The organism is Psychrobacter coccoides, from assembly GCF_017498085.1.
Lineage (GTDB): Bacteria > Pseudomonadota > Gammaproteobacteria > Pseudomonadales > Moraxellaceae > Psychrobacter > Psychrobacter coccoides.
The window spans coordinates 43,205-63,807 of record NZ_JAGBKM010000020.1 but is presented as its reverse complement, the minus strand read 5'-3'; the positions used below and the strand labels follow the sequence as shown (position 1 = coordinate 63,807).

General features: G+C 45.9%; 16 protein-coding genes. 9 read left to right on the top strand and 7 right to left on the bottom strand.

The window, feature by feature from the left end; genetic code table 11:
* The first annotated feature begins 400 nt into the window (after window positions 1-400).
* Window positions 401-1,330, top strand: a complete 930-nt coding sequence (locus tag J3492_RS10675; protein ID WP_207992038.1) for a DUF808 domain-containing protein — start codon at window positions 401-403, stop codon at window positions 1,328-1,330.
* Window positions 1,331-1,557: 227 nt separating this feature from the next.
* On the opposite strand, the gene J3492_RS10670 is transcribed toward J3492_RS10675, so the two are convergent.
* Complete coding sequence (locus J3492_RS10670) at window positions 1,558-5,430, bottom strand: Rne/Rng family ribonuclease (RefSeq protein ID WP_207992037.1); 3,873 nt, start codon at window positions 5,428-5,430, stop codon at window positions 1,558-1,560.
* Window positions 5,431-6,587: 1,157 nt separating this feature from the next.
* Between J3492_RS10670 and J3492_RS10665 the strand changes: the two genes are divergently transcribed.
* Together J3492_RS10665 and J3492_RS10660 are read left to right on the top strand one after the other, a co-directional pair.
* Window positions 6,588-7,598: an RluA family pseudouridine synthase gene (locus J3492_RS10665; RefSeq protein WP_243453225.1), complete on the top strand. Its 1,011-nt coding sequence runs from the start codon at window positions 6,588-6,590 to the stop codon at window positions 7,596-7,598.
* A 106-nt stretch (window positions 7,599-7,704) separates the two neighbouring features.
* On the top strand, window positions 7,705-8,400 hold the full coding sequence (locus tag J3492_RS10660) for an HAD family hydrolase (RefSeq protein ID WP_424108400.1): 696 nt from the start codon (window positions 7,705-7,707) through the stop codon (window positions 8,398-8,400).
* A gap of 120 nt (window positions 8,401-8,520) precedes the next feature.
* Here J3492_RS10660 and yihA read toward each other — a convergent pair whose 3' ends face one another.
* Window positions 8,521-9,216: a ribosome biogenesis GTP-binding protein YihA/YsxC gene (gene yihA / locus J3492_RS10655; RefSeq protein ID WP_207992035.1), complete on the bottom strand. Its 696-nt coding sequence runs from the start codon at window positions 9,214-9,216 to the stop codon at window positions 8,521-8,523.
* A gap of 370 nt (window positions 9,217-9,586) precedes the next feature.
* On the opposite strand from yihA, the gene J3492_RS10650 reads away from it, so the two are divergent.
* From J3492_RS10650 to J3492_RS10635, 4 genes are all read left to right on the top strand, one after another.
* Window positions 9,587-9,913, top strand: a complete 327-nt coding sequence (locus tag J3492_RS10650) for a c-type cytochrome (protein ID WP_207992034.1) — start codon at window positions 9,587-9,589, stop codon at window positions 9,911-9,913.
* A gap of 305 nt (window positions 9,914-10,218) precedes the next feature.
* A complete protein-coding gene (locus tag J3492_RS10645) occupies window positions 10,219-10,887 on the top strand; it encodes a c-type cytochrome (protein WP_207992033.1) in 669 nt (222 codons plus the stop codon).
* A 327-nt stretch (window positions 10,888-11,214) separates the two neighbouring features.
* Window positions 11,215-12,357, top strand: coding sequence for a hypothetical protein (locus tag J3492_RS10640; RefSeq protein ID WP_207992032.1), 1,143 nt, complete (start codon window positions 11,215-11,217; stop codon window positions 12,355-12,357).
* On the top strand, window positions 12,357-12,716 hold the full coding sequence (locus J3492_RS10635) for an RnfH family protein (RefSeq protein WP_207992031.1): 360 nt from the start codon (window positions 12,357-12,359) through the stop codon (window positions 12,714-12,716). The genes J3492_RS10640 and J3492_RS10635 overlap by 1 nt, the downstream gene beginning before the upstream one ends.
* An 18-nt stretch (window positions 12,717-12,734) precedes the next feature.
* Here J3492_RS10635 and J3492_RS10630 read toward each other — a convergent pair whose 3' ends face one another.
* Entirely contained in the window at window positions 12,735-13,154 is a 420-nt protein-coding gene (locus J3492_RS10630) for an outer membrane protein assembly factor BamE (protein WP_207992030.1), read from the bottom strand.
* A 334-nt stretch (window positions 13,155-13,488) separates the two neighbouring features.
* On the opposite strand from J3492_RS10630, the gene fur reads away from it, so the two are divergent.
* Window positions 13,489-13,923: a ferric iron uptake transcriptional regulator gene (gene fur / locus J3492_RS10625; RefSeq protein WP_207992029.1), complete on the top strand. Its 435-nt coding sequence runs from the start codon at window positions 13,489-13,491 to the stop codon at window positions 13,921-13,923.
* 92 nt (window positions 13,924-14,015) lie between these two features.
* Here the strand turns inward: fur and J3492_RS10620 are convergent, their stop codons facing one another.
* Both J3492_RS10620 and J3492_RS10615 read right to left on the bottom strand, forming a co-directional pair.
* Window positions 14,016-15,137, bottom strand: coding sequence for a PilT/PilU family type 4a pilus ATPase (locus J3492_RS10620; RefSeq protein ID WP_207992028.1), 1,122 nt, complete (start codon window positions 15,135-15,137; stop codon window positions 14,016-14,018).
* A gap of 50 nt (window positions 15,138-15,187) precedes the next feature.
* Window positions 15,188-16,243 (bottom strand): type IV pilus twitching motility protein PilT, encoded by a 1,056-nt coding sequence (locus J3492_RS10615; RefSeq protein WP_207992027.1) that lies wholly within the window; start codon window positions 16,241-16,243, stop codon window positions 15,188-15,190.
* Window positions 16,244-16,573: 330 nt separating this feature from the next.
* Here J3492_RS10615 and J3492_RS10610 point away from each other — a divergent pair, with 330 nt between their 5' ends.
* On the top strand, window positions 16,574-17,284 hold the full coding sequence (locus J3492_RS10610; protein WP_207992026.1) for a YggS family pyridoxal phosphate-dependent enzyme: 711 nt from the start codon (window positions 16,574-16,576) through the stop codon (window positions 17,282-17,284).
* Window positions 17,285-17,335: 51 nt separating this feature from the next.
* On the opposite strand, the gene paeA is transcribed toward J3492_RS10610, so the two are convergent.
* Window positions 17,336-18,610, bottom strand: coding sequence for a polyamine export protein PaeA (gene paeA, locus J3492_RS10605; RefSeq protein WP_207992025.1), 1,275 nt, complete (start codon window positions 18,608-18,610; stop codon window positions 17,336-17,338).
* A gap of 181 nt (window positions 18,611-18,791) precedes the next feature.
* Entirely contained in the window at window positions 18,792-20,483 is a 1,692-nt protein-coding gene (locus tag J3492_RS10600) for an NAD+ synthase (protein ID WP_207992024.1), read from the bottom strand.
* Window positions 20,484-20,603: the final 120 nt, after the last annotated feature.

The window sequence follows — 20,603 nt, the reverse complement described above, 5'->3', positions numbered from 1 at the left end:
AGCGTTTTCATGGATTAATTATGATCTCAATGCGTTTGGTTATCAAGGCATGTTTAATCTTAGGTGACAACGGTTGACGCCTGATATCCACGCCCTAGAAGGACGGGGTTTTACGGCGCTAGATGATAAAATGACAGTGTCATACCGTGATACCCAACACAACCCAGATGTTCAACACACGCTACACAGCAGACTTGTCACACAAAAAAAATAAAAACAACCTACACAGTTACCAAAATACATTGTTACTATGTCACATATGAGTCAGGCTAAATAGTCTACAATAAATAGCAGCGTCTGTATCTATGTATGGCGTTATTAGTACACTAAAAAAACACGGTTTATCTAGGCGCCAAGTAGCCAGATAATATCCCAAATAAATGTATGTTGAGGAAGGCGTATGGCAGGTGGTAGTTTATTAATGTTGCTTGATGACATCAGTGTCATTTTAGATGATGTCTCAGCCATGACCAAAGTGGCGGCCAAAAAAACCACAGGGGTGTTGGCTGATGACTTGGCACTCAATGCGGAGCAAGTATCTGGGGTTAAAGCGAGTCGAGAGCTGCCAGTCGTTTGGGCAGTGGCCAAGGGCTCTTTTGTCAACAAGCTTATTATTGTGCCTGCAGCGCTGCTGATCAGTGCTGTCTATCCGCCTTTGGTGACTTTTTTATTAATGTGTGGTGGTTTGTATTTGGCTTATGAGGGCGCAGAAAAGGTCATACATCGGTTCTGGCCGCACCTACTGCCACATGATGAAGAGCAAAACGCTCGTCTACAGGCCAATGCCGAAAACGTAGATCTGGTGGCCCTAGAGAAACAAAAAATAAAAGGGGCCATTAGAACAGACTTTATTTTGTCGGCTGAGATTATTGTGATTGCACTTGGCTCTGCAGTAGCCTCAGGTGCCACTTTAATGCAAAAAGGCTTGGTGTTGTCGATTATCGCTGTCGCCATCACCGTCGGTATTTATGGCTTGGTGGCTGGTATTGTCAAGATCGATGATGCAGGACTGCATATGATGGACAAAGAAGGTGACTTTAAACAAAAAGTTGGTGAGATTTTGTTTACTGCGGCGCCTAAGCTGATGAAGTTTTTATCTATCGCTGGCACGCTCGCCATGTTTTTGGTGGGTGGTGGCATCTTAGTACATGGTATCGGCTTTTTACAAGATGGTGTAGAGGACTTAGCACACCTCACGGGGATTTTTGAGAGTGTCACTACAGCCCTCTTAAATGGTGTGATTGGCTTTATCATCGGTGCAGCGGTCGTGGCTATCTTTACTATTATAGGTAAGATACGTGGTGATAACGGCGCATCTTCGGCACACTGATGTTTTTCATTTTATATGTTTGTCATTTTATATAGTCGGAGTACTTTTAAACCGCTACGGTGTTACCCGCCCTAGATGTATTTAGTGTACTATCTGCGGTCGCCTTGTAACGATTTTAAAATCCCTTGACTATAGACAGTTAGGTCAGCATAAAAACAGCAAAGCCCCAAAGTTATGACAACTTTGGGGCTTTTTTAGTTAATACTTAACCGTGCTGCGAGCATATATCAGCTGTCGCTGTTTGAGCGCTCAGTCTCTACCGCATCGTCCTGTGCCTTTTCGGCTTGTGACGGTTTTTTATGCTCCGCTTTGGGTTTGCGGCTGCGAGCCTTAGGAACCTTTGGCGTCGTCAGGTTAAACATCCCCGTCTGTGGCAGCAACTGCTCTGCGACATTTTCGATCATGTTTTTATAACTGGCAATGGTGGTTTTAGATTTGCCTGCTGAATCTTCTTCTTTTGCAGACTCATCCATACCGGTTCGCTCTACCTCTAGCAATTGCTCGCTTTCTGTCGTGATGTTATCCGCTTGCTGTTGACTGCTTAGCGCATCAGCCTCTATATCATGAGCGTCAATGTCATGAGCGTCAATGTCATGAGCGTCAATGTCATGAGCGTCAATGTCATGAGCGTCAATGTCATGAGCATCAATGTCATGAGCGTCGATCTGCTCGCTGGTTTGAGTGGCATCGACTTGAGCGACGTCTGTTTGAGTGTCATTAGCGACCGTCTCAGATGCCAAGTCCGTTTGCGGCTGCACCTCTTGGCTTGGCTGCTCTGACTGATAGTCAGGATGCTGTCCACGAGGGTCGTTACTGGCACGCTTGCTAATAGCACGTGGCGCTACTTCAGTTTTACCTTGTGCCAATGCAAACTGACTGACGGCTTGGGTCATAGCATCAAAACGGGCGATATAATCTGCACTCAACGGCTCATAGCCATAGTTGCTAAAGTCAAACGGCCCATCATCAGCTTTGCTATTGTCATTAATCAGCGTTTTCGCAGACTCTGATGGCTGTACTTGTGCTTCGATAGCGTCGATAAAGCATCTAATCACGCCATCAGTTTGCAGTCGACTGTCTGCATCAGCTATGACAGTACGAATAAACTCGCCAACCGTACCACGAATCGTAGGCGCACTCATTGGAGCTGGCGTGCTGTTGGCTTGAGTTGTTGACGCTTGTTGCTGGCGTACCACACGGGGATCGTTGCTGGCTTGGCCAAACTTCTGAGCAGTGACATAACGCTCAGCAAACAAGACCTCAGGCGTTAGGGTAAACTCAGCATGATCGTCTGAACCCGTAACGGCTGCAGTCGCTTGGGCGGCGCTGTTCTCAGTGGTTTTGCTCTTGGCTGTCTCACTGTCTTTGACGCTGTCCGTTTTTGTATCAGCTGGCAAGCGGTTCTGAGCCTGCTCGTCAGTGCTGGCATCAGCTGGCGTAGCGTCTGTAGAAGCCGTGGCTTGCTTGTGGCTAGGCTTGCCAGTCTCAGACTGCTTGTCTGCTGCGGCGACATGAGCTTGCGTCGTTGTTTCTTTTGCCGCTGCTTTGTCTGCCTTACTGTCGTCTAAAGACAGATGCACCACTTCAGCTGTTTTGAGCTTGGTTGGGGCTTCATTGACTTGCAAGGTGACTTCGTTAGGGTCTTGGCTGCGCTTAGCATTGGACTGCGCCTTATTGCTGGCAGATGCCGATGAACTGCTTTGCTTTTTGCTATCAGGAGCGCTAAGGGTTTCGCCGCGCTCAAGCTTGCCCCGTGAGTCACGCTTGCTGCGGGCTTTCCGTTTAGCAGGCGTTTGCTCATCAGTACTGCTGACTTGCTGGTTTTTGTCATTACGCTCGTCGTTTTGACGATTACGGCCACGATCGCTACTGCGCTTATTCGTCTCACGCTTATCTTGGCTACTGGTCTGTTTGTCGCTGTCAGCCGTCACCGCTCTGCCATTGGACGATGCCGTGTCATCACGTTGTTCTTTTCTTGGACGTGATTTAGATGGTCGTGGTTTGCGTGATTTACGTCTTCTTTTATCATCCCCTTTGTCATGGCTGCTGTCATTATTATCATCGCTGTCGTTTTGTTGGGCTGACTGCAGGTGAGTGTCTGAAGATTGACTGGTCGGGGTGGTACTTTGAGCGTGGGCCAGAGCGCTGTTGTCAACCTGACCAAAAGACCCTAGGCTTTGAGCGCCTGTATTGACCAGTGCTTCGATGGCTTCAGCAGCATCACGACTGCTGACGCTAGCGCTTGTTTGTGCTTGCGGCGCTTGGGCAAAGAGGTTTGATAACCAAGCGACGGCTTGTGGTGGTGCAGTGGTTGCAGGCGTCGTGGTTGCTGGCGCTGAGGTCGTTTGTTGGCCTTGGCTGTGGTTGGTCGCTGCACGTGACGACGAGACTTGTGTCTCTTTGGTGTGAGCCTTGGTGCCTGAAGCAGTGGTTGGTTCACGATTTGGCGAAGTCTGGGCAGCTGATGGTGCACGTCCTTTAGTTTGGTTGGACTGCTGCGCCGTGACTTTGCGAGGTTTACGGGTGGGCTGCTGCTCAGGGCGCTCAGCGTCAGCGGTTTGCCAGTCTACATCATAGCCAAGATCGCTATGTTCTTGCTGCTGAGTATCAGTGATACGCTCATAGCTGGTCGGAGCAAAACCGTCACGATTGAAATGGAGTTTAAAGTTTGGCGACTCAAGATGAGCGTGAGGCAAGATAGTGATACGAGTACCACTGTCTTGCTCTAAATAGACGAGGCTGTCGCGCTTTTCATTGAGTATAAATGCGGCAATATCGGTCGGTACTTCTGCCTGAACCTCGCCTTGACGCTCTTTTAGAGCGATTTGTTCGATTTGACGCATGATAGATAAAGACAGTGAGCGCAGGTCACGAATCATGCCGTTACCATGACAGCGGGGGCAGATATAACCTGTCGACTCTTCTAGTGAAGGGCGCAAGCGCTGACGACTCATTTCCATCAAGCCAAACTTTGATATCTCGCCAAATTGCACACGGGCACGGTCGTATTTGGTGGCATCGACCAGACGTTTTTCCACCTCTTTTTGGTGTTTATTATCATTCATATCAATGAAATCAATGACGATAAGGCCGCCCATGTCACGCAGACGCAGCTGACGAGCGATCTCATCAGCGGCTTCCAAGTTGGTGTGATAAGCGGTTTCAGCGACGTCTGAGCCTTTGGTTGACTTGGCCGAGTTGATGTCGATTGATACCAGAGCTTCGGTCTGGTCGATGACGATAGAGCCACCTGAAGGCAGACGCACCTCACGTTGATAGGCTGTTTCGATTTGTTTTTCGACATTGAAGCGAGCAAACATGGGCTCATAATCTGTGTACTTACGGAGCTTGTCCGCTTGTGTTGGCATCACTGCCTCGATGAAGCCTGCTGCCTCAATATAGGCGTTTTCGTTATCGATCCAAATCTCGCTGATATCATCACGTAAGTAGTCACGTACGGCACGAGTGACCACGCCCGCTTCTTGATGCACCAGACGGGGAGAAGGGTATTTTTTATTTTGTTCTTGGATGGCTTGCCAGATGTTGAGCAGATGATTGAGGTCGTGCTGTAAATCTTCTTGCGTTTTGCCGATACCAGCGGTACGGATGATGACACTCATGCCCTTTGGTAAGTCGAGATTGCCTAGCATACGCTTCATGTCTTCACGTAGCTTGCCAGAGATTTGACGTGAGATACCGCCGCCACGAGGGTTGTTTGGCATCAAGACCAGATAACGGCCTGCTAGAGAGACATAGGTCGATAACGCAGCGCCTTTGTTGCCACGCTCTTCTTTTTCGACCTGTACGATCAGCTCATCACCTTCTTTGATCAGCTTTTTGATGTTTTCATCTCGTGGGTTGCCACTTAGATATTCGGCAGAAATCTCACGAACCGGCAAAAAGCCTTGACGCTGTGAGCCATATTCTACAAATACCGCCTCTAAAGAAGGTTCGACACGAGTGACGTGGCCTTTATAAATGTTGGATTTTTTCTGTTCGCGGGTACGGTTTTCGAGATCGAAGTCGTACAGGTGATTGCCTTTACAAAGGGCAACACGAATTTCTTCGTTTTGAGTAGCGTTAATTAAGATGCGTTTCATACCAGTTCCTATGAGTACGCATAACAACGACGAGCGGGTCTTTATACTGAAAAACTGCGGGTAAAGCTTCTTCTAAAAGCATTAACGATGTCTTCACGTCGCCAAACGGGCAACAGCTAATATAAAAACAACCGAAGCAATCAGTGGTTTGGCAGTAAAGCTAGTGCCGCTAAATGAGGTCAGCGGTATATAGATGTTAGTTGAGCGTCACGCTCAGATAAATAGAGATAAATAACAAGCGCAACCATGATCGTATCTTGGCGGCTGGTCATAACTTGCTCGCTAGCGCTGGTTTAAAAGTAGCGTACTTTATCTTCTCATATCTAAAGCTTAGGGTTGTGGAAGCAGATGCAGGGTGTAAGGCTACAAAAAACTCCACAGTTTTGCTCATGTTGGCTCTGACTGAGTATTTTAATACGCTTTGTAAGAGGGTATTAAGGCGTCAGTCCAGTATGATACAAACATCAGCGTCTTGCTTAGTATGAGGTAAATCAGTCTAGTCGTTCTAATACCAAATCCAAAAAATATGATTAACGGGTCAAACTCGCTTAGCCTACAGGGCGTAGGGCTTGTACTCGTTTTCCTTGCTATTCTGGTTTTTAGCGTTGGTTGTTAGAATGGCTATACCTATATTTTTTATCGTATTATCTTCAACATTTATAATATTTTGGTAGCTGATATCATGAGTGCCACTGCGCTGGTATTCAGCGGGGCGTACTCGGCAAACAGAAAGATGGCCGGTTTATACTACGGCGTTGTATGTCGGTTTATGTAACTCTTAATAGGTCTGTTTGACCGCCGATCCTCAGGCAGTGATCAACCCTTGATATCGAACTACCATCACTTGCTCAACTGCACATGCCAAAATGATTGTAAATCAAGTCGTGGTCAGGCGTTAAATGAGTAATTGTGTGCTGTTATCGCTTAATAAATGAGCGCATTTGCTCAACTTATCAACACGAATATATTTAGTTAATAAAACATTTTATCAAGCAAAATACTGATAGTAATCAAATACCTTGCTCCAAAAACATGATGAGTCGCACAATAATGAACAATAACTAATATTGCTGCAGTCTCTGCTTAATTGGCGCTCAACATGCTAAACTATAGCAAATCTTTGTGTAAATACCTAACTAAAAATGACAAACTCAACAATGAATGACCATGCACCCACCCATGAAGCACCGGTGATATTTAATAGCAAAGCCCGTCCGCAAAGCGCTGATGACGAGATTGGCAACTTTAAAAAAGTGAACTATCTTGAAGTCACTCGCCATCAACACGACCAGCGTTTAGATAATTTCCTACTCAATCGTCTCAAAGGGCTGCCAAAATCACATATTTATAAAATGATTCGTTCTGATGAGGTTCGAGTCAATAACAAACGCTGTAAAGCCCATGACAGATTGCAGCGTGAAGACATTGTGCGTATAGCACCGGTACAGCTGGCGACCCGTGAAAAGCCAATCATCAGTACTGAGTTTGCCAACAGCTTACTCGCACGGATAGTCTATGAGGACGATGGCATGCTAGTGCTCAATAAGCCCTCTGGGATTGCTGTCCATGGAGGTAGCGGCCTGGACTTTGGCGTCATCGAAGCCATGCGCGAAGTGACGGGTAAAAAATACCTTGAGCTGGTACATCGTATCGATAAAGACACCTCAGGGCTGCTGATGATCTCTAAAAAGCGTTCAGCGCTAAAGACCTTGCAGCAGCATCTGGTCGACAAAACCATTCAAAAGCATTATCTATGTCTGGCCAATGGACAGCCTGTGATGGGTGAGCAGCGTATCGATGCGCCGCTACTGCGCTATACACTGGCCAGCGGTGAGCGCCGTGTCAAAGTAGATGTACAGGACCCGCAAGCCAAAGAAAGCCAAACCGACATTAAGGTTCACGAGCGGTTTAAGATGAGCAATCAGTCGGTGAGCTTGATAGAAGCCAAGCCGCTGACAGGGCGTACGCATCAAATCCGTGTGCACTTGGCGCATATCGGTCATGCTATCTTGGGTGATGATAAATACAACGTCCATGACAAGTCAGGCGTCCATCGTCTGTGTTTGCATGCATGGCGCTTGGATATTCCAGGTTATGAAGCGATTACAGCGCCGTTGCCAGATGATATGGCAGACTGGTTACCAGAGCAGGCTAAGCTGCCTAAGTAGGCTTAAGGGTTTGGTGATTGTTAAAACAACAGAATCTACCGAGATTTTCTGAGGTAAATGTATGAGAGAGTATCCAAATTACACGGGTTCAAAGCCTTCTGGCCCCATGAGCTCTACTGCTATGGGGTCTGATTTATCAACTGATCATAGCTTAGCAGATAAGACGCTTATCATCTTTGATTGGGATGGTACTTTGATGGACTCGATTGGCTTAATCGTTGAGTCTATGCATATAGCAGGAGAAGAGCACGGCTTTCAGACCACGGATAAAGCGGTACAAGATATTATCGGCCTTAGCTTAATGAATGGCATTGAAATCTTATATCCGCAAGCGACTAAGCAGCAAAAGCTTGCCATTCAGCAGAGCTACGCAGATTACTATATCGCCAACAGTCATCGTACGCCTTTGTTTGACTCTATCGAAGAGATGCTACAAACCCTACAGCAGCAAGGCAAACAGCTTGCAGTTGCAACGGGAAAAAAGCGAAAAGGCCTTGATAGGGTATTGGACGCCTCTGATAGCCATGATTATTTTGTCATGACTCGCTGTGCCGACGAAGCAGGGTCAAAGCCTGATCCACAGATGCTAACGGATATCTTAGTACATACCCAGCAGCGGACTTCTCAGGCAGTGTTTGTCGGGGACAGTATTTATGATATTCAAATGGCAAATCAGTTGGGGATGACCAGTATCGCCGTCAACTACGGTACAGCATCAAGTGCAGCGCTTGCCGCCCAGCACCCCAACTATCAGGTCGAGACACCGCAAGACTTGGTGGACTTGCTAACCCAAGAGCAATAAATGCTTTAAAAAAACATTCAGCCGTACGGTATCAGTGTTAAAGGGAGTCGATTCACCAAGGCATTGGTCGATGCTCATGCCATGATGTATGCTTGCAGCAGTATAAGGTCATAAAAGACGTTACTCAGCGGCTTTGTCATTGTTGTTTAGTTCGTCATCAAGCGGGTATTGGTACCAGTTGCCCATCACTCCTGCCAGCTCATCGATACCGTCCTTTTTCAGCGCCGAAAACAATTGAATCGTACAAGACAGCCCTAGCTTCTTTAGTTCTTGACGGGTATGGAGCAGTGCGTTTTTGGCAGCGCCATATTTAAGTTTATCGGCTTTGGTCAAGAGTATATGTACAGGTAGCTCACCGTCCTTGGCCCAATGCAGCATTTGCTCGTCAAAAAACTTTAGCGGATGGCGAATGTCGGTCAATAGCACCAGACCTGCCAAACTTGCGCGCGATACCAGATACTCCTCAAGCTCGACTTGCCATTCTTTTTTCATCTCAAGTGGTACAGCCGCATAACCATAGCCAGGGAGATCGACCAATCTGGTATCTGTATCACCGACACTAAAAAAGTTAATCATTTGCGTACGGCCAGGTGTCTTTGATGAGCGGGCAAGCTGACGTTGATTGGTCAAAGCATTGATGGCTGAAGACTTACCAGCATTTGAACGACCAGCAAAAGCAACTTCTAAACCCTCATCTGGCGGACAAAGGCGAAACGTTGGCGCTGAGGTCATAAACTCAGTCTGCTGTAAGCGCTGACGAGCTTTGGTATTAAAGGCTGCATGCTTGGCAGCGATATCTTGGTATGGGGTACTCATAACGAACTCATAGACAATCAAAAGATAAAAATAAAATGCAGCGACCGACAAGATGATAATTCACCTGCTGATATCACTATCGCTATTATAGTGACGACAGCATAACACTAAAGTACGCTGCTGCTGAGCAAAATTATACAAAAACCAAAACAAGCGCCAAAAGATGCTGCTAATGACAACATGAAAACGCTATATTGCTATGACATACTTTGTTACTATGATAGTGGTATTCAGCTTAAGTCATCGCTGATGGCTTGTATTAAAGATGATTTGCTAGCATAAAAGCCGATAAGGTCATCAATCAACATGATAATAAAGTAAGCCGTCGTTGATTAACACCCTATACCGCATCAATCAAAGGAGGTGTCAGATGTTTAAAATAAACACGCTTTTGGCCAAAACGGGTCGTGCTGCACCACTGCTTATACTCAGTATCGCTATGACAAACAGTGGCGCTGCAGCAAACAACATAGCAACCATCTATAACAATTCATGCGCTGCTTGTCATGATACTGGCGCATTGAACGCACCAAAAAAAGGCGACCGTGATACTTGGCAAAGACTCATTCAACAAAAAGGTATGGATGGGCTGGTAAACTCTGTCAAAAGCGGCATGCCTCAAATGCCAGCCGGCGGCCTACACGACAATGGTAGCGAAGAAGAGTATCGTCAATTGATTGAATACATGAGCAAATGACCGTCTGGGGTTTAACCTCTAGGTTTATATGACGAGATAGGGCCATGAACACTATCTTTATACATACCTTGTATATAGAAAAATAACCAGATACTGTGATTAAGTAGGCAAATCCTATAAAGTCTTGCTATAATAATCGCAAATAAACCCTGATATTAGTAAGTACTTTCAGGCTGCTTGTGATTAAGACCCCAGCGATGAGCCTTATCTCGCTACTTATTATAGCTGAGACTATGTATAGTGGGTGTCTTGTGAATACAATCAATCTAGACAATACTTACGTCGAGTTAGTAGGATCTGTATCAATGAAAAAGTTAATCGCTGCCGCCAGCTTATGTGTTGCAAGTTTCAGCGTACAAGCTGTTACTACTGTTCCTGAATATGATGCTAATGCAGGTAAACAAATCGTTGAGTCGGTCTGTGCCGCCTGTCATGGCATGAATGGCATTAGTCCCGTTCCATCCCAGCCAAATCTGGGTGGTCAGAATGTCAAATATCTATACAAACAATTGATCGACTATAAGACGGGATACCGCAAAAACGGCATCATGCAGTCGCAGATTGCCAACCTATCACAGCAAGACTTGGCTGACGTCGCAGGATATTATGCTGAGCAGCCTGTGTGGAACGTTGGCTACGCTGACCCTGTGACCGTTCAGGACGCGACCAAGCTATATCTGGGCGGTGATAAATCTCGTGGGGTAATTGGCTGCGCCGGCTGTCATGGGCCTGATGCTGCGGGCAATGACTGGGCAGCTTTTCCACGTTTAGGTGGACAGCATGCTGAGTATATCGCCACTCAGCTCAAGTTATTCCGTGCTGCTGGCCGTGAAGATGACATCACCAGTGATGAGCAAAAGCGTATTAATGATGCGGATAAGGAGGGCGAAGTAGGTATGATGCAGACAGTTGCTGCGCGTCTATCAGATCGTGATATCCGTATCCTGTCAGATTATATCAGTGCAATTCACTAACGGCTTGTCGTTTCGTTATTAAACCCCGTTTTCGGGGTTTTTTTATTGCTGTTTGACTCCTATAGTGTAGGGTCTATCTCGTCAGCTATAGTCGGAGTACTTTTAAACCGCTACGGTGTTACTCGCCCTAGATGTACTTAGTGTACTATCTGCGGTCGGTCGCCTTGTAGCGATTTTAAAATTGCTTGACTATATAGCTAAGGCACACTAAATATAAACCCAATGGCTTATCTCTTTTATATTGAGTTGGCTATAGATAGGCTTTGCATACTGCTACAATGAGTCATTTTAAAATATCATTAACTTTAAATCGTTTGGATTAAGATTATGATGATCCGCTATGCTTCTTATTTTATGGCAGCATTATTGCCATTATTATTATTTCGTTGGTTTGCACCCGCCTCAATTGGCGAGATCGACTTTTGGTTGCTGTGGTTGTTGGCCATGCTGCTGGTCTCGCTGCCGGTCGTTTATGCAGAGATTGCACTGGCTTATCGCAGTGTAGATGCGCCCTTAGCAGGTATGCAAAAGCTCACCCGTGAGGCGGATGCCAGTCCGTTATGGCGTAGCTTTGGCTGGCTGGCTGCAGTGGTAGCCATCGTCATCGCTGCCTTGGTGATATCGGGCGCAAGTAGCGGGATGTTGTCTGCTTTGACTGAGCTTGGTACGGCAGCAAACTTACCCAGCTTTGCCGTTGCTGCAGCGCTTATGGTGATTGCGCTACTTTTAAGCTTGCTTGGTGTGGCGCCATTGCCAATAGGTTTGGGGCTGATGATTCTGGGTTTGGTGATGGGCGTCGCCAACGGCTTACCACAAGTGCATTTTGCCATGACGGATGTCAGTCTTGCTGAGTGGGCCCGAGCGGTTGCACTGGCCTTGGTGAGCGTGGGTGCAGGGACAGGTCTTTATTGGTTCGGTCAGCATCTGGTGACAAGACAGGATTTGACGGCGCTAGAAGCGGGCAATCTTCATGCCCATGGCTCACGGGTGTCCAAATCAGAAAGCGCTTACCGTGCTACCAAGCTCGTGCTGCCTATCTGGATATTACAGCTGCTCGTAGGGGTGGTTGCATTATTTATCAGTGGTTTGACACTACCGCCTATTGGGCAGTTGCTATATTGGGTGGGCGTAGTGTTTGTTGCCAGCTATCTACTGCATTATAGCGCTCAGCAGTTGGCGCATAAGTTTGGGTTGTTGATCAGCTTACTCATAACCTTGGCACTGGGCGTGTTGTTAGTCGTTATAATCCCAACGGCATGGTTGGTTGGTCTGTTGGTCATTATTAGCAGTATAGCGGTGTTTTTATTATCTGTATTCGCTGGCTGGCGTATGAAGATCAGCCATCTACGCAAGTCGCTGAACTTCAGCAATGAAGCACTGTATAATTTATGGCGAGTGGCCATTCGTCTGGTTGTGCCTTTGGCATTGATACTGGCGCTCATAGGCTGGATGATGCAGTGGTTAAGCTAATGCAAAACACTCAGACATCACTTGAGTCACCAAGGGTGACAGACACGATAACTGTGTATTTGGCGTATGCTGAAAATGAGCGGCGCCAACACTATCTAACACTGCAAGTGGATGCTGGTATGACTTTGTATCAAGCATTGGCACAAGCTGGCTGGCTGGCTCAATTCCCTGAATTGGCCGCATGGTGTAAGCAAGTGGTAGACATCAAAACGCCAGCGGCTAAGCGCTGGCATGTCGGTGTTTATGCACAAAAGCAGCCGCTGAGCTATATTTTGCAGCCGCTAGATCGCATAGAGGTGTATCGTAGCTTGAGCGCTGATCCTATGTCACAGCGCAAAAAAAGAGGCAAACAACAGTGAATGGCGGAAATACGGTGCTTAAGACTCAGGGAGCGACTCAATACCTTCAATGCGATTCACGATGCCACTGTCATCAAAGTAAATGATCAGATGTTGGCTGGCGTTTTTGACATCTGCAATACCATCACGTTCCCCTTGAGTGCCTGCCTGATAGTCATAAATATAGTCCCAGCGATTCGGCGCCAAGGTATCTCTGATGGCTGGACTGCCTAAGATATATAACACTTGGTTTTGATTCATGCCCACCTGTAGCTTTTGCGCTTGGGTCTGTGTGATAGGTGTGCCCTGAGGAAGGTCAATCTTATACACACTAAATAACGAGCAACCCGATAGAGCAACAGTCGCACCAAGGGTGGCAGTAATCATAAGTTTACGTAGAGTTTTTGCCGGGTCAGGTATGCTTAAGGTGAGCGATAGAGAAGTTAATGGCTTTATCATGATAAGATGACTCGTAAATAATGGGTTAGGCGCAGCTAAGGACAGAGGCTGCCTGTCCTGCTAGCAATCTTGGATAAATGATACGTCATTTACTTGCAATTGCCTACCACTTACGACATTATTTACTAATTACTACCTGACGTAATTTAGCATTTATATTGTAAATTCATAGGCTTGCAGTAGTATGAGTGAGTGGTTTTAAGTGACGGTACAGTATGACTATACAGAGCAGTTGCTATTGCTTTTAGGTATACATTGACTATCATGACTGACTACCAGTGGCTTCTTTTATTTTTTATTTTTTGCTAAGACTTTAACAGTCATAAGGGATATCATGGCTTCTTTATCAAATCAAGAACTACGTAAAGCGGGATTGAAAGTAACCTTACCCCGTATCAAGATTTTGGAGCTGCTTGAAAACGCTGAGCTGCATCATATGAGTGCAGAAGAGGTGTACAAGGCGCTCATCGAGCAAGGTGAAGATGTGGGTCTAGCCACAGTTTACCGAGTGCTGACTCAATTTGAACAAGCGGGTATCGTCGAGCGTCACAATTTTGAAAACAATCTATCCGTGTTTGAGATCACGCAAGAAGAGCATCACGATCATCTTGTTTGTGATATCTGCGGTAAGATTGTGGAGTTCCGTAACTCCATTATCGAAGAGCAGCAGGTAAAGGTTGCAGAAGAGTTCGGGTTTACTCTGTCTGGTCATTCATTGGTGCTTTATGGTATCTGTGACAATCAAGAATGTAAGGACAGTGCCAAGTAAGAAGCTTGGGTCTGCTTTTCAAACTATATTTGCGATGCAAAGCAAAAGAGCGCTCATAAGTGAGCGCTCTTTTTTTGACTGATAAGGCGCTACTAACGCATATCTAAAGATAAGCTATTGGCGTTTTCGTCTACATCAGCCGTGCTGTTTTTACTATAGAGTTTGATTTTTAGGCGCACATCGTTTGGTGAGTCAGCGTGCTTTATAGCGTCGTCATAAGTGATGTCACCGTTTTCGTATAGGTCAAACAAAGCTTGGTCAAAGGTCTGCATGCCACTATCACGTGAGCGGGTCATGACATCTTTGATTTCGTGCAGTTCGCCTTTACGAATATAGTCGCTAATCAGCTGTGAATTGAGCAAAATTTCGATGGCAGCACGGCGCCCCTTACCGTCAGGCGTAGGAATAAGCTGCTGAGCGATGACCGCTTTTAGGTTAAGTGAGAGGTCCATAAACAGCTGGCTATGACGGTCACTCTCAAAAAAATGAATGATACGATCAATGGCTTGGTTTGCGTTGTTGGCGTGCAGGGTAGCAAATACCAAATGTCCGGTTTCGGCATATTGAATGGCATAGCTCATCACCTCACGGTTACGAATCTCACCAATCAAAATAACATCAGGTGCTTGGCGCAGTGTGTTTTTTAGCCCTGCCTCAAATGATAAGGTATCAATGCCAACTTCTCGCTGGGTAATAATACAGCCTTGATGCTCATGTACGAACTCTATCGGATCTTCGATACTGATGATATGCCCTTGAGAGTTTTTATTACGATGACCTATCATCGAGGCCAGGGTCGTCGACTTGCCGGTACCTGTAGCACCGACGAGTAGGACGATACCTCGTTTTTTCATTGCCAGCTCTTTCAGTGAAGGCGGCAAATTAAGCTCTTCTAGTGTTGGGATTTTGGTTTCGATTTTTCGTAATACCATGGCCGCCATATCCCGTTGGATAAAAGCACTGACTCGAAAACGTGCCTGCTGCGCCTTATCTGAAATGGCAAATTGACACTCGTGGGTGTCATCAAATTCTTTTTTTTGCGCCTCTGTCATGATGCTTTTAACCAATAGCATGGTTTTTTCAGCGCTCAGTGGGGTTTGGCCTATTGGTAAGATTTTGCCATTTATCTTCATCGAAGGCGCCACATTGGCTGTGATAAATAAGTCAGAACCATTCTTTCTTATCATGAGTTGTAGCAGTTTATCGAAGTCCATAGCAAGCCTATATTAAAATGATGTTATTAAGTAAAATTTCATGATTAGCGCTAGATAAAGTCATCAGGCTGTTTGGCATATGGCCTTGCAACGTCTTTATGAATCGTGCCTTTTGACACCAAGTTTTTCAGCGACTGATCGAGCGTGATCATACCGTCACCTGCGCCGGTTTGGATAGATGAGTACATCTGTGCTACTTTGTTTTCGCGGATGAGGTTACGAATGGCCGGTGTGCCTAACATGATTTCGTGCGCCGCTACTCGTCCGCCAGTTTGTCTGCGTAAGAGCGTCTGTGAGATGACAGCCTGTAGCGACTCTGATAACATCGCACGGATCATGTCTTTTTCGGAGGCAGGAAAGACATCAATCACTCGGTCGATGGTTTTGGCAGCAGAGCTGGTGTGCAAGGTACCAAAGACCAAGTGACCCGTTTCGGCAGCGGTCAAAGCCAGACGAATGGTCTCAAGATCACGTAGCTCACCAACCAAGATCACATCTGGATCTTCACGCAGTGCTGAGCGCAGTGCAGGCTCAAACCCTAAGGTATCACGGTGGACTTCACGCTGGTTGATTAGGCTTTTTTTGGATTCGTGAACAAACTCGATAGGATCTTCGATGGTTAAAATATGCTCTTTACGGGTATCGTTAATATAGTCAATCATGGCCGCTAAGGTCGTTGACTTACCAGAGCCGGTAGGGCCGGTCACCAACACCACACCACGCTTAAAGTCTGATACCCGTTTAAAAACTTCGCCCATACCCAAGTCATCTAAGGTGAGCACTTCTGATGGAATCGTACGAAATACTGCGCCAGCGCCACGGTTTTGGTTAAAAGCGTTGACCCGAAAGCGGGCTAGGTTCGGAATCTCAAAAGAAAAGTCTGTCTCAAAGAACTCTTCAAAATCAGCCCGTTGTTTGTCATTCATGATGTCGTAGATCAGCTGATGAACCACCTGATGACTCATGGCGGGCATGTTGATGCGTGTTATCTCGCCATCGACTCGAATCACAGCTGGCATACCAGAAGACAGGTGCAAATCTGAGGCCTTGTGCTTGACAGTGAATCGCAATAAATCTTCGATGCTTAAATGGCTCTTTTCAGTCATGGTTGTGCATTCCTAATAGTCAAAGTAGATAAATGTATCTGACGGGCTAGCGGTTCCTGCGATATAAAATGGGTAGAAATACGTTAAGATAAGCATGAACCATCGATTAATGAAAAATGAGATTGAGTTGCTGGTCATATTCCTTACTATAATCAGCGTTAACTGTTAAATCATGTAACAATATCATAACAAGACTATTGATGTTTAACCATCTACTATCGAGATTTAATGCAAAATACTCAGTGTCCATCTGTGATTATGTAAAAAGTTAACTGAGCCTTTATATTTCACTCTAAAAACCGGATTTATGACGAGGTTACAAATAGTAATATGACAAATCATTTTGATGAGCAGAATTTACTTGACCATTGGCAACAGGTGAATCATCAAGTCATGGAAGCGTGTACCAACGCAAAAGGCAGAGAGAACGGCGGTGTTGACTTACTGGCCGTCTCAAAGACCAAGCCTGCTGAAATGATCGCCTTCTTAGCCAAACAAGGACAGCGTGATTTCGGTGAAAACTACCTACAAGAAGCCCTTGAAAAAATAAAGGCCTTACAGAAAAGAGCAGAAGCAACGCACATTGTATGGCATTACATCGGTCATATTCAGCGCAATAAAACCCGAGATATCGCTGAGAATTTTGACTGGGTGCAAACCGTAGAGCGGGATATCATTGCCAAGCGCCTACACAACCAGCGCCCTGATGATTTGGCACCGCTTAATGTATTGATCCAAGTCAATATTGACAATGAAGACAGCAAGTCTGGTTGTCTGCCTGAGGCGCTGCCTGAGTTAGTAGCGACCATTATGGAGTATGAGCGCTTGCAGTTGCGTGGTCTGATGATTATTCCAGCGCAAGCAGATACAGATGCCTTTGCCCGTACCAAACAGCTGTTTGATGATATTAAAAAAGTGCATCCAGAGCTCAGGGCATGGGATACGCTAAGCATGGGCATGAGTGGTGATATGACCGCAGCGATTGCTCATGGGGCTACCATGGTGCGTGTTGGTAGCGCCATATTTGGGGCACGTAATTAGAGGTTATTGAGCCTTCCATAAGGCTACTGAAAGAGATGGCGAAAGAGGGTGTCAGGCCACCTCATCAAACTTAGTGACCAGCAGCTGATTGATCTTTAAGTGATCAGTAGCAAGTATCTCAAAGTGATAGTTGGCATAATCGATAGAGTCGGTCTTTTTGGGTATTTTTCGTAGCATATACATCATAAAGCCACTGATAGTCTCATAGTGCTGGCTGCGTGGTAAATCTACAATCCCTAGCGCCCGCACCACATCTTCGATAGGTGTCATACCGTCGACTAACCATGAATTATCCGTACGCTGAACGATGGGTTGTTCTGGTAAGGTGACCAGTTCACCCATCACGATACTCATGACGTCTCTTAAGGTAATGACGCCCACCACCAACGCATATTCATTGACGATAACGGCAAAATCTGCCCCAGTAGACTTAAACGTTTCTAATACTTCAAACAGTGATAAAGTGTTTGGGATAAAAAGCGCAGGCTTTAACAGGGTATTGTCTGTCAGGCTGACGTCTTGATGTTCAAGCACTAAAGCCAAAAAGCTGCGGGACTCTACATAACCAATGATTTGTTCTAGATCATCATCCTTACAAACCAAAAACTTATTGTGTGGCTGTTTGATCATGACTTTGACGACTGCTTCAGTCGTCGCCTGAGTATCAAAATACACCACATGTTCTCGAGGGTTCATCACTGAGGTTACGGTACGTTCTTGCATCTCAAAGATGTTTTCAATCAAATGATGCTCTTGTTTTTTGAGAACCCCAGCCTCAGCACCAGCATCCATCACTGCATAGATGTCTTCTGGGGTGATATCATCTTGGCGGATGGTCGAGACACCCAAAAGCTTAAACAGTACGTTTGCGGCGCCATCAAAGACAAAAATAATGGGTTTAAAGATAAAAGTCATCATCATCATGGGGCGTACTAGTTTTACCGCAATACCCTCAGGATTTAACATCGCCAAACGTCTGGGCATCAGATCAGCAAGCAGTGAAAATAAACTGGTAATCAAGACAAAAGAGATGATGGATGAGGCAGCTTCATGTTTGATCAGTAGCTGTAAGTAGGGGCTGATTGCCGACTCACCGACAGCCCCAGCCGAGATAGCGACTGCGTTGAGAACGATTTGAACCACAGTAATAAAGCTGCCTGGGTTGTCTTGCATTTTAAGAACATCTAAAGCACGAACTTCGCCTTCCTTGGCCATAATTTGCAGCTTGATTTTGCGACCAGCGGCAATGGCAATCTCAGCACCAGAAACAAAAGCGCTTAGAGCCAGTAATAATAGAAGATAGAGACTAGCAGATAGCAAACTCATGACATACTCGGATAAAAACAGATAGGATAAACCATCAACCTATAGCAATAGGTTTGATAACTAGAAAGATAGATAATAAAAAAGCTGGGCATACACCCAGCTAATAAAAACATGAGAATTATAATGCGACCACACTCAGCCTGCCACACTTTGTGGTTTTAGGTGGCAGAGAGGTGTGGAGTTAACCTTCAACAGACCATTTGTTGACCAAAGGATAACGGCGCTCACGGCCAAAGGCTTTGTGACTGATTTTGGTGCCAATGGGTGCTTGCAGACGTTTATATTCGCTGTTATCGACCATCTTGATGATTTTGCCGACCATAGCAGCATCGAAGCCTTTATCGATGATATCTTGGTAGCCCATATCTTCATCGATATATAGGCTCAAAATACCATCTAGCACTTCATAATCAGGGAGGCTGTCTTGGTCCTTTTGATCGGGGCGCAGCTCGGCTGAAGGCGGACGAGTGATGACCCGTTCAGGAATCACAGGCGTATCTTCCAAACGATTACGATAGCTGGCCAGATTATAGACTTGTGATTTATAGACGTCTTTGAGCACATCAAATCCGCCTGCCATATCACCATACAAAGTAGAGTAGCCGACCGCCAACTCTGATTTGTTGCCAGTAGTGAGGACGAGATGGCCAAACTTATTGGAGAGAGCCATGAGAATCACACCACGTGCCCGAGCCTGAATGTTTTCTTCAGTAGTATCGGCAGGAGATTGGTTGAATAAAGGCGCAAGGGTATGACGGATACCTTCTACAGCGTCAAAGATAGGGCAGACCGTATAAGACACATTCAAGCGGCGTGCTTGTGCTTGGGCATCTTCTAGACTGATTTTGGATGTATACTCATAAGGCATCATCACAGCATAGACTTTGTCAGAGCCCAATGCATCGACAGCGATACATAAAGTGAGTGCAGAGTCGATACCGCCTGAGAGCCCGATGATCACTCCTGTAAATCCTGAATGATTGACATAGTCCCGCAGGCCCACGACCAAGGCTTGATACATCTCTGACTCACGACTGAGCGATAATGGCGCTTTGGCTTGGCTGTCAAACTTGAGGGTCTCAACATCCAAAGTCGTTAGCATCAGCTGATCTAAAAAACGTGACGCTTCATGAGCGATCGTGCCATCGGCTTGAGTCACCATCGAGCCGCCATCGAAGACCAAGTCGTCTTGACCACCGACCGCATTGACATAGACGATAGGCAGCTTATGTTCAGAGCTGCGTTTGGCTAGCATGGCCTTTCGGGTGTCTTGTTTATCGGTCTCAAACGGTGAGGCATTTAAACAAACAATAAGATCTGCACCTTGCTGTTTTAAGTCAGAAATGGGTGTTTTTTCCCACAAGTCTTCACAGATCAGCAGGCCGATAGTGATGCCTTTATAGTCAAACAGTACCTGATTGCGACCCTTATCAAAGTAGCGGCGCTCATCAAACACTCCATAGTTTGGCAAAAACTGCTTATGATAAAAACCCTTTTGATGACCATTATGTAATATGGCAGCAGAGTTAAAGGTGCCATGATGATCGACGTGCGGATAGCCGACGATCATGACGATGTCTTCGATATCACTAAGGGCTGATAGGGCGCTTTTGACTCGGCCAGACAAGCTCGGTCTTAGTAATAAATCTTGTGGTGGGTAGCCTAGTAGGGCCAACTCTGGGAAGATAATAACGTCGGCACCTTGCCCACGTGCTTCAATAGCGAGCTGACGCATTTTATCTGCATTGGCAGTGATGTCTCCGACTAAAAAATGTGACTGTGCTAAAGCAAAGGTCACAGCCTTGGGTATTATGGTATTTTCCCCAGCAGGGTTTTCTGCTGTCAGGTTAGTGGTAGTAGTGTCTTTTGACATTGTTATTGTTCCTATAAGTATCACAATTAAAATTTGGAGGATTGATATCAATCCGAATAAAAGTTTTTGAAGAGAGATACCAACAGATGTCGCTGGCATCCCTTTAAAAAGCCTTGCTAG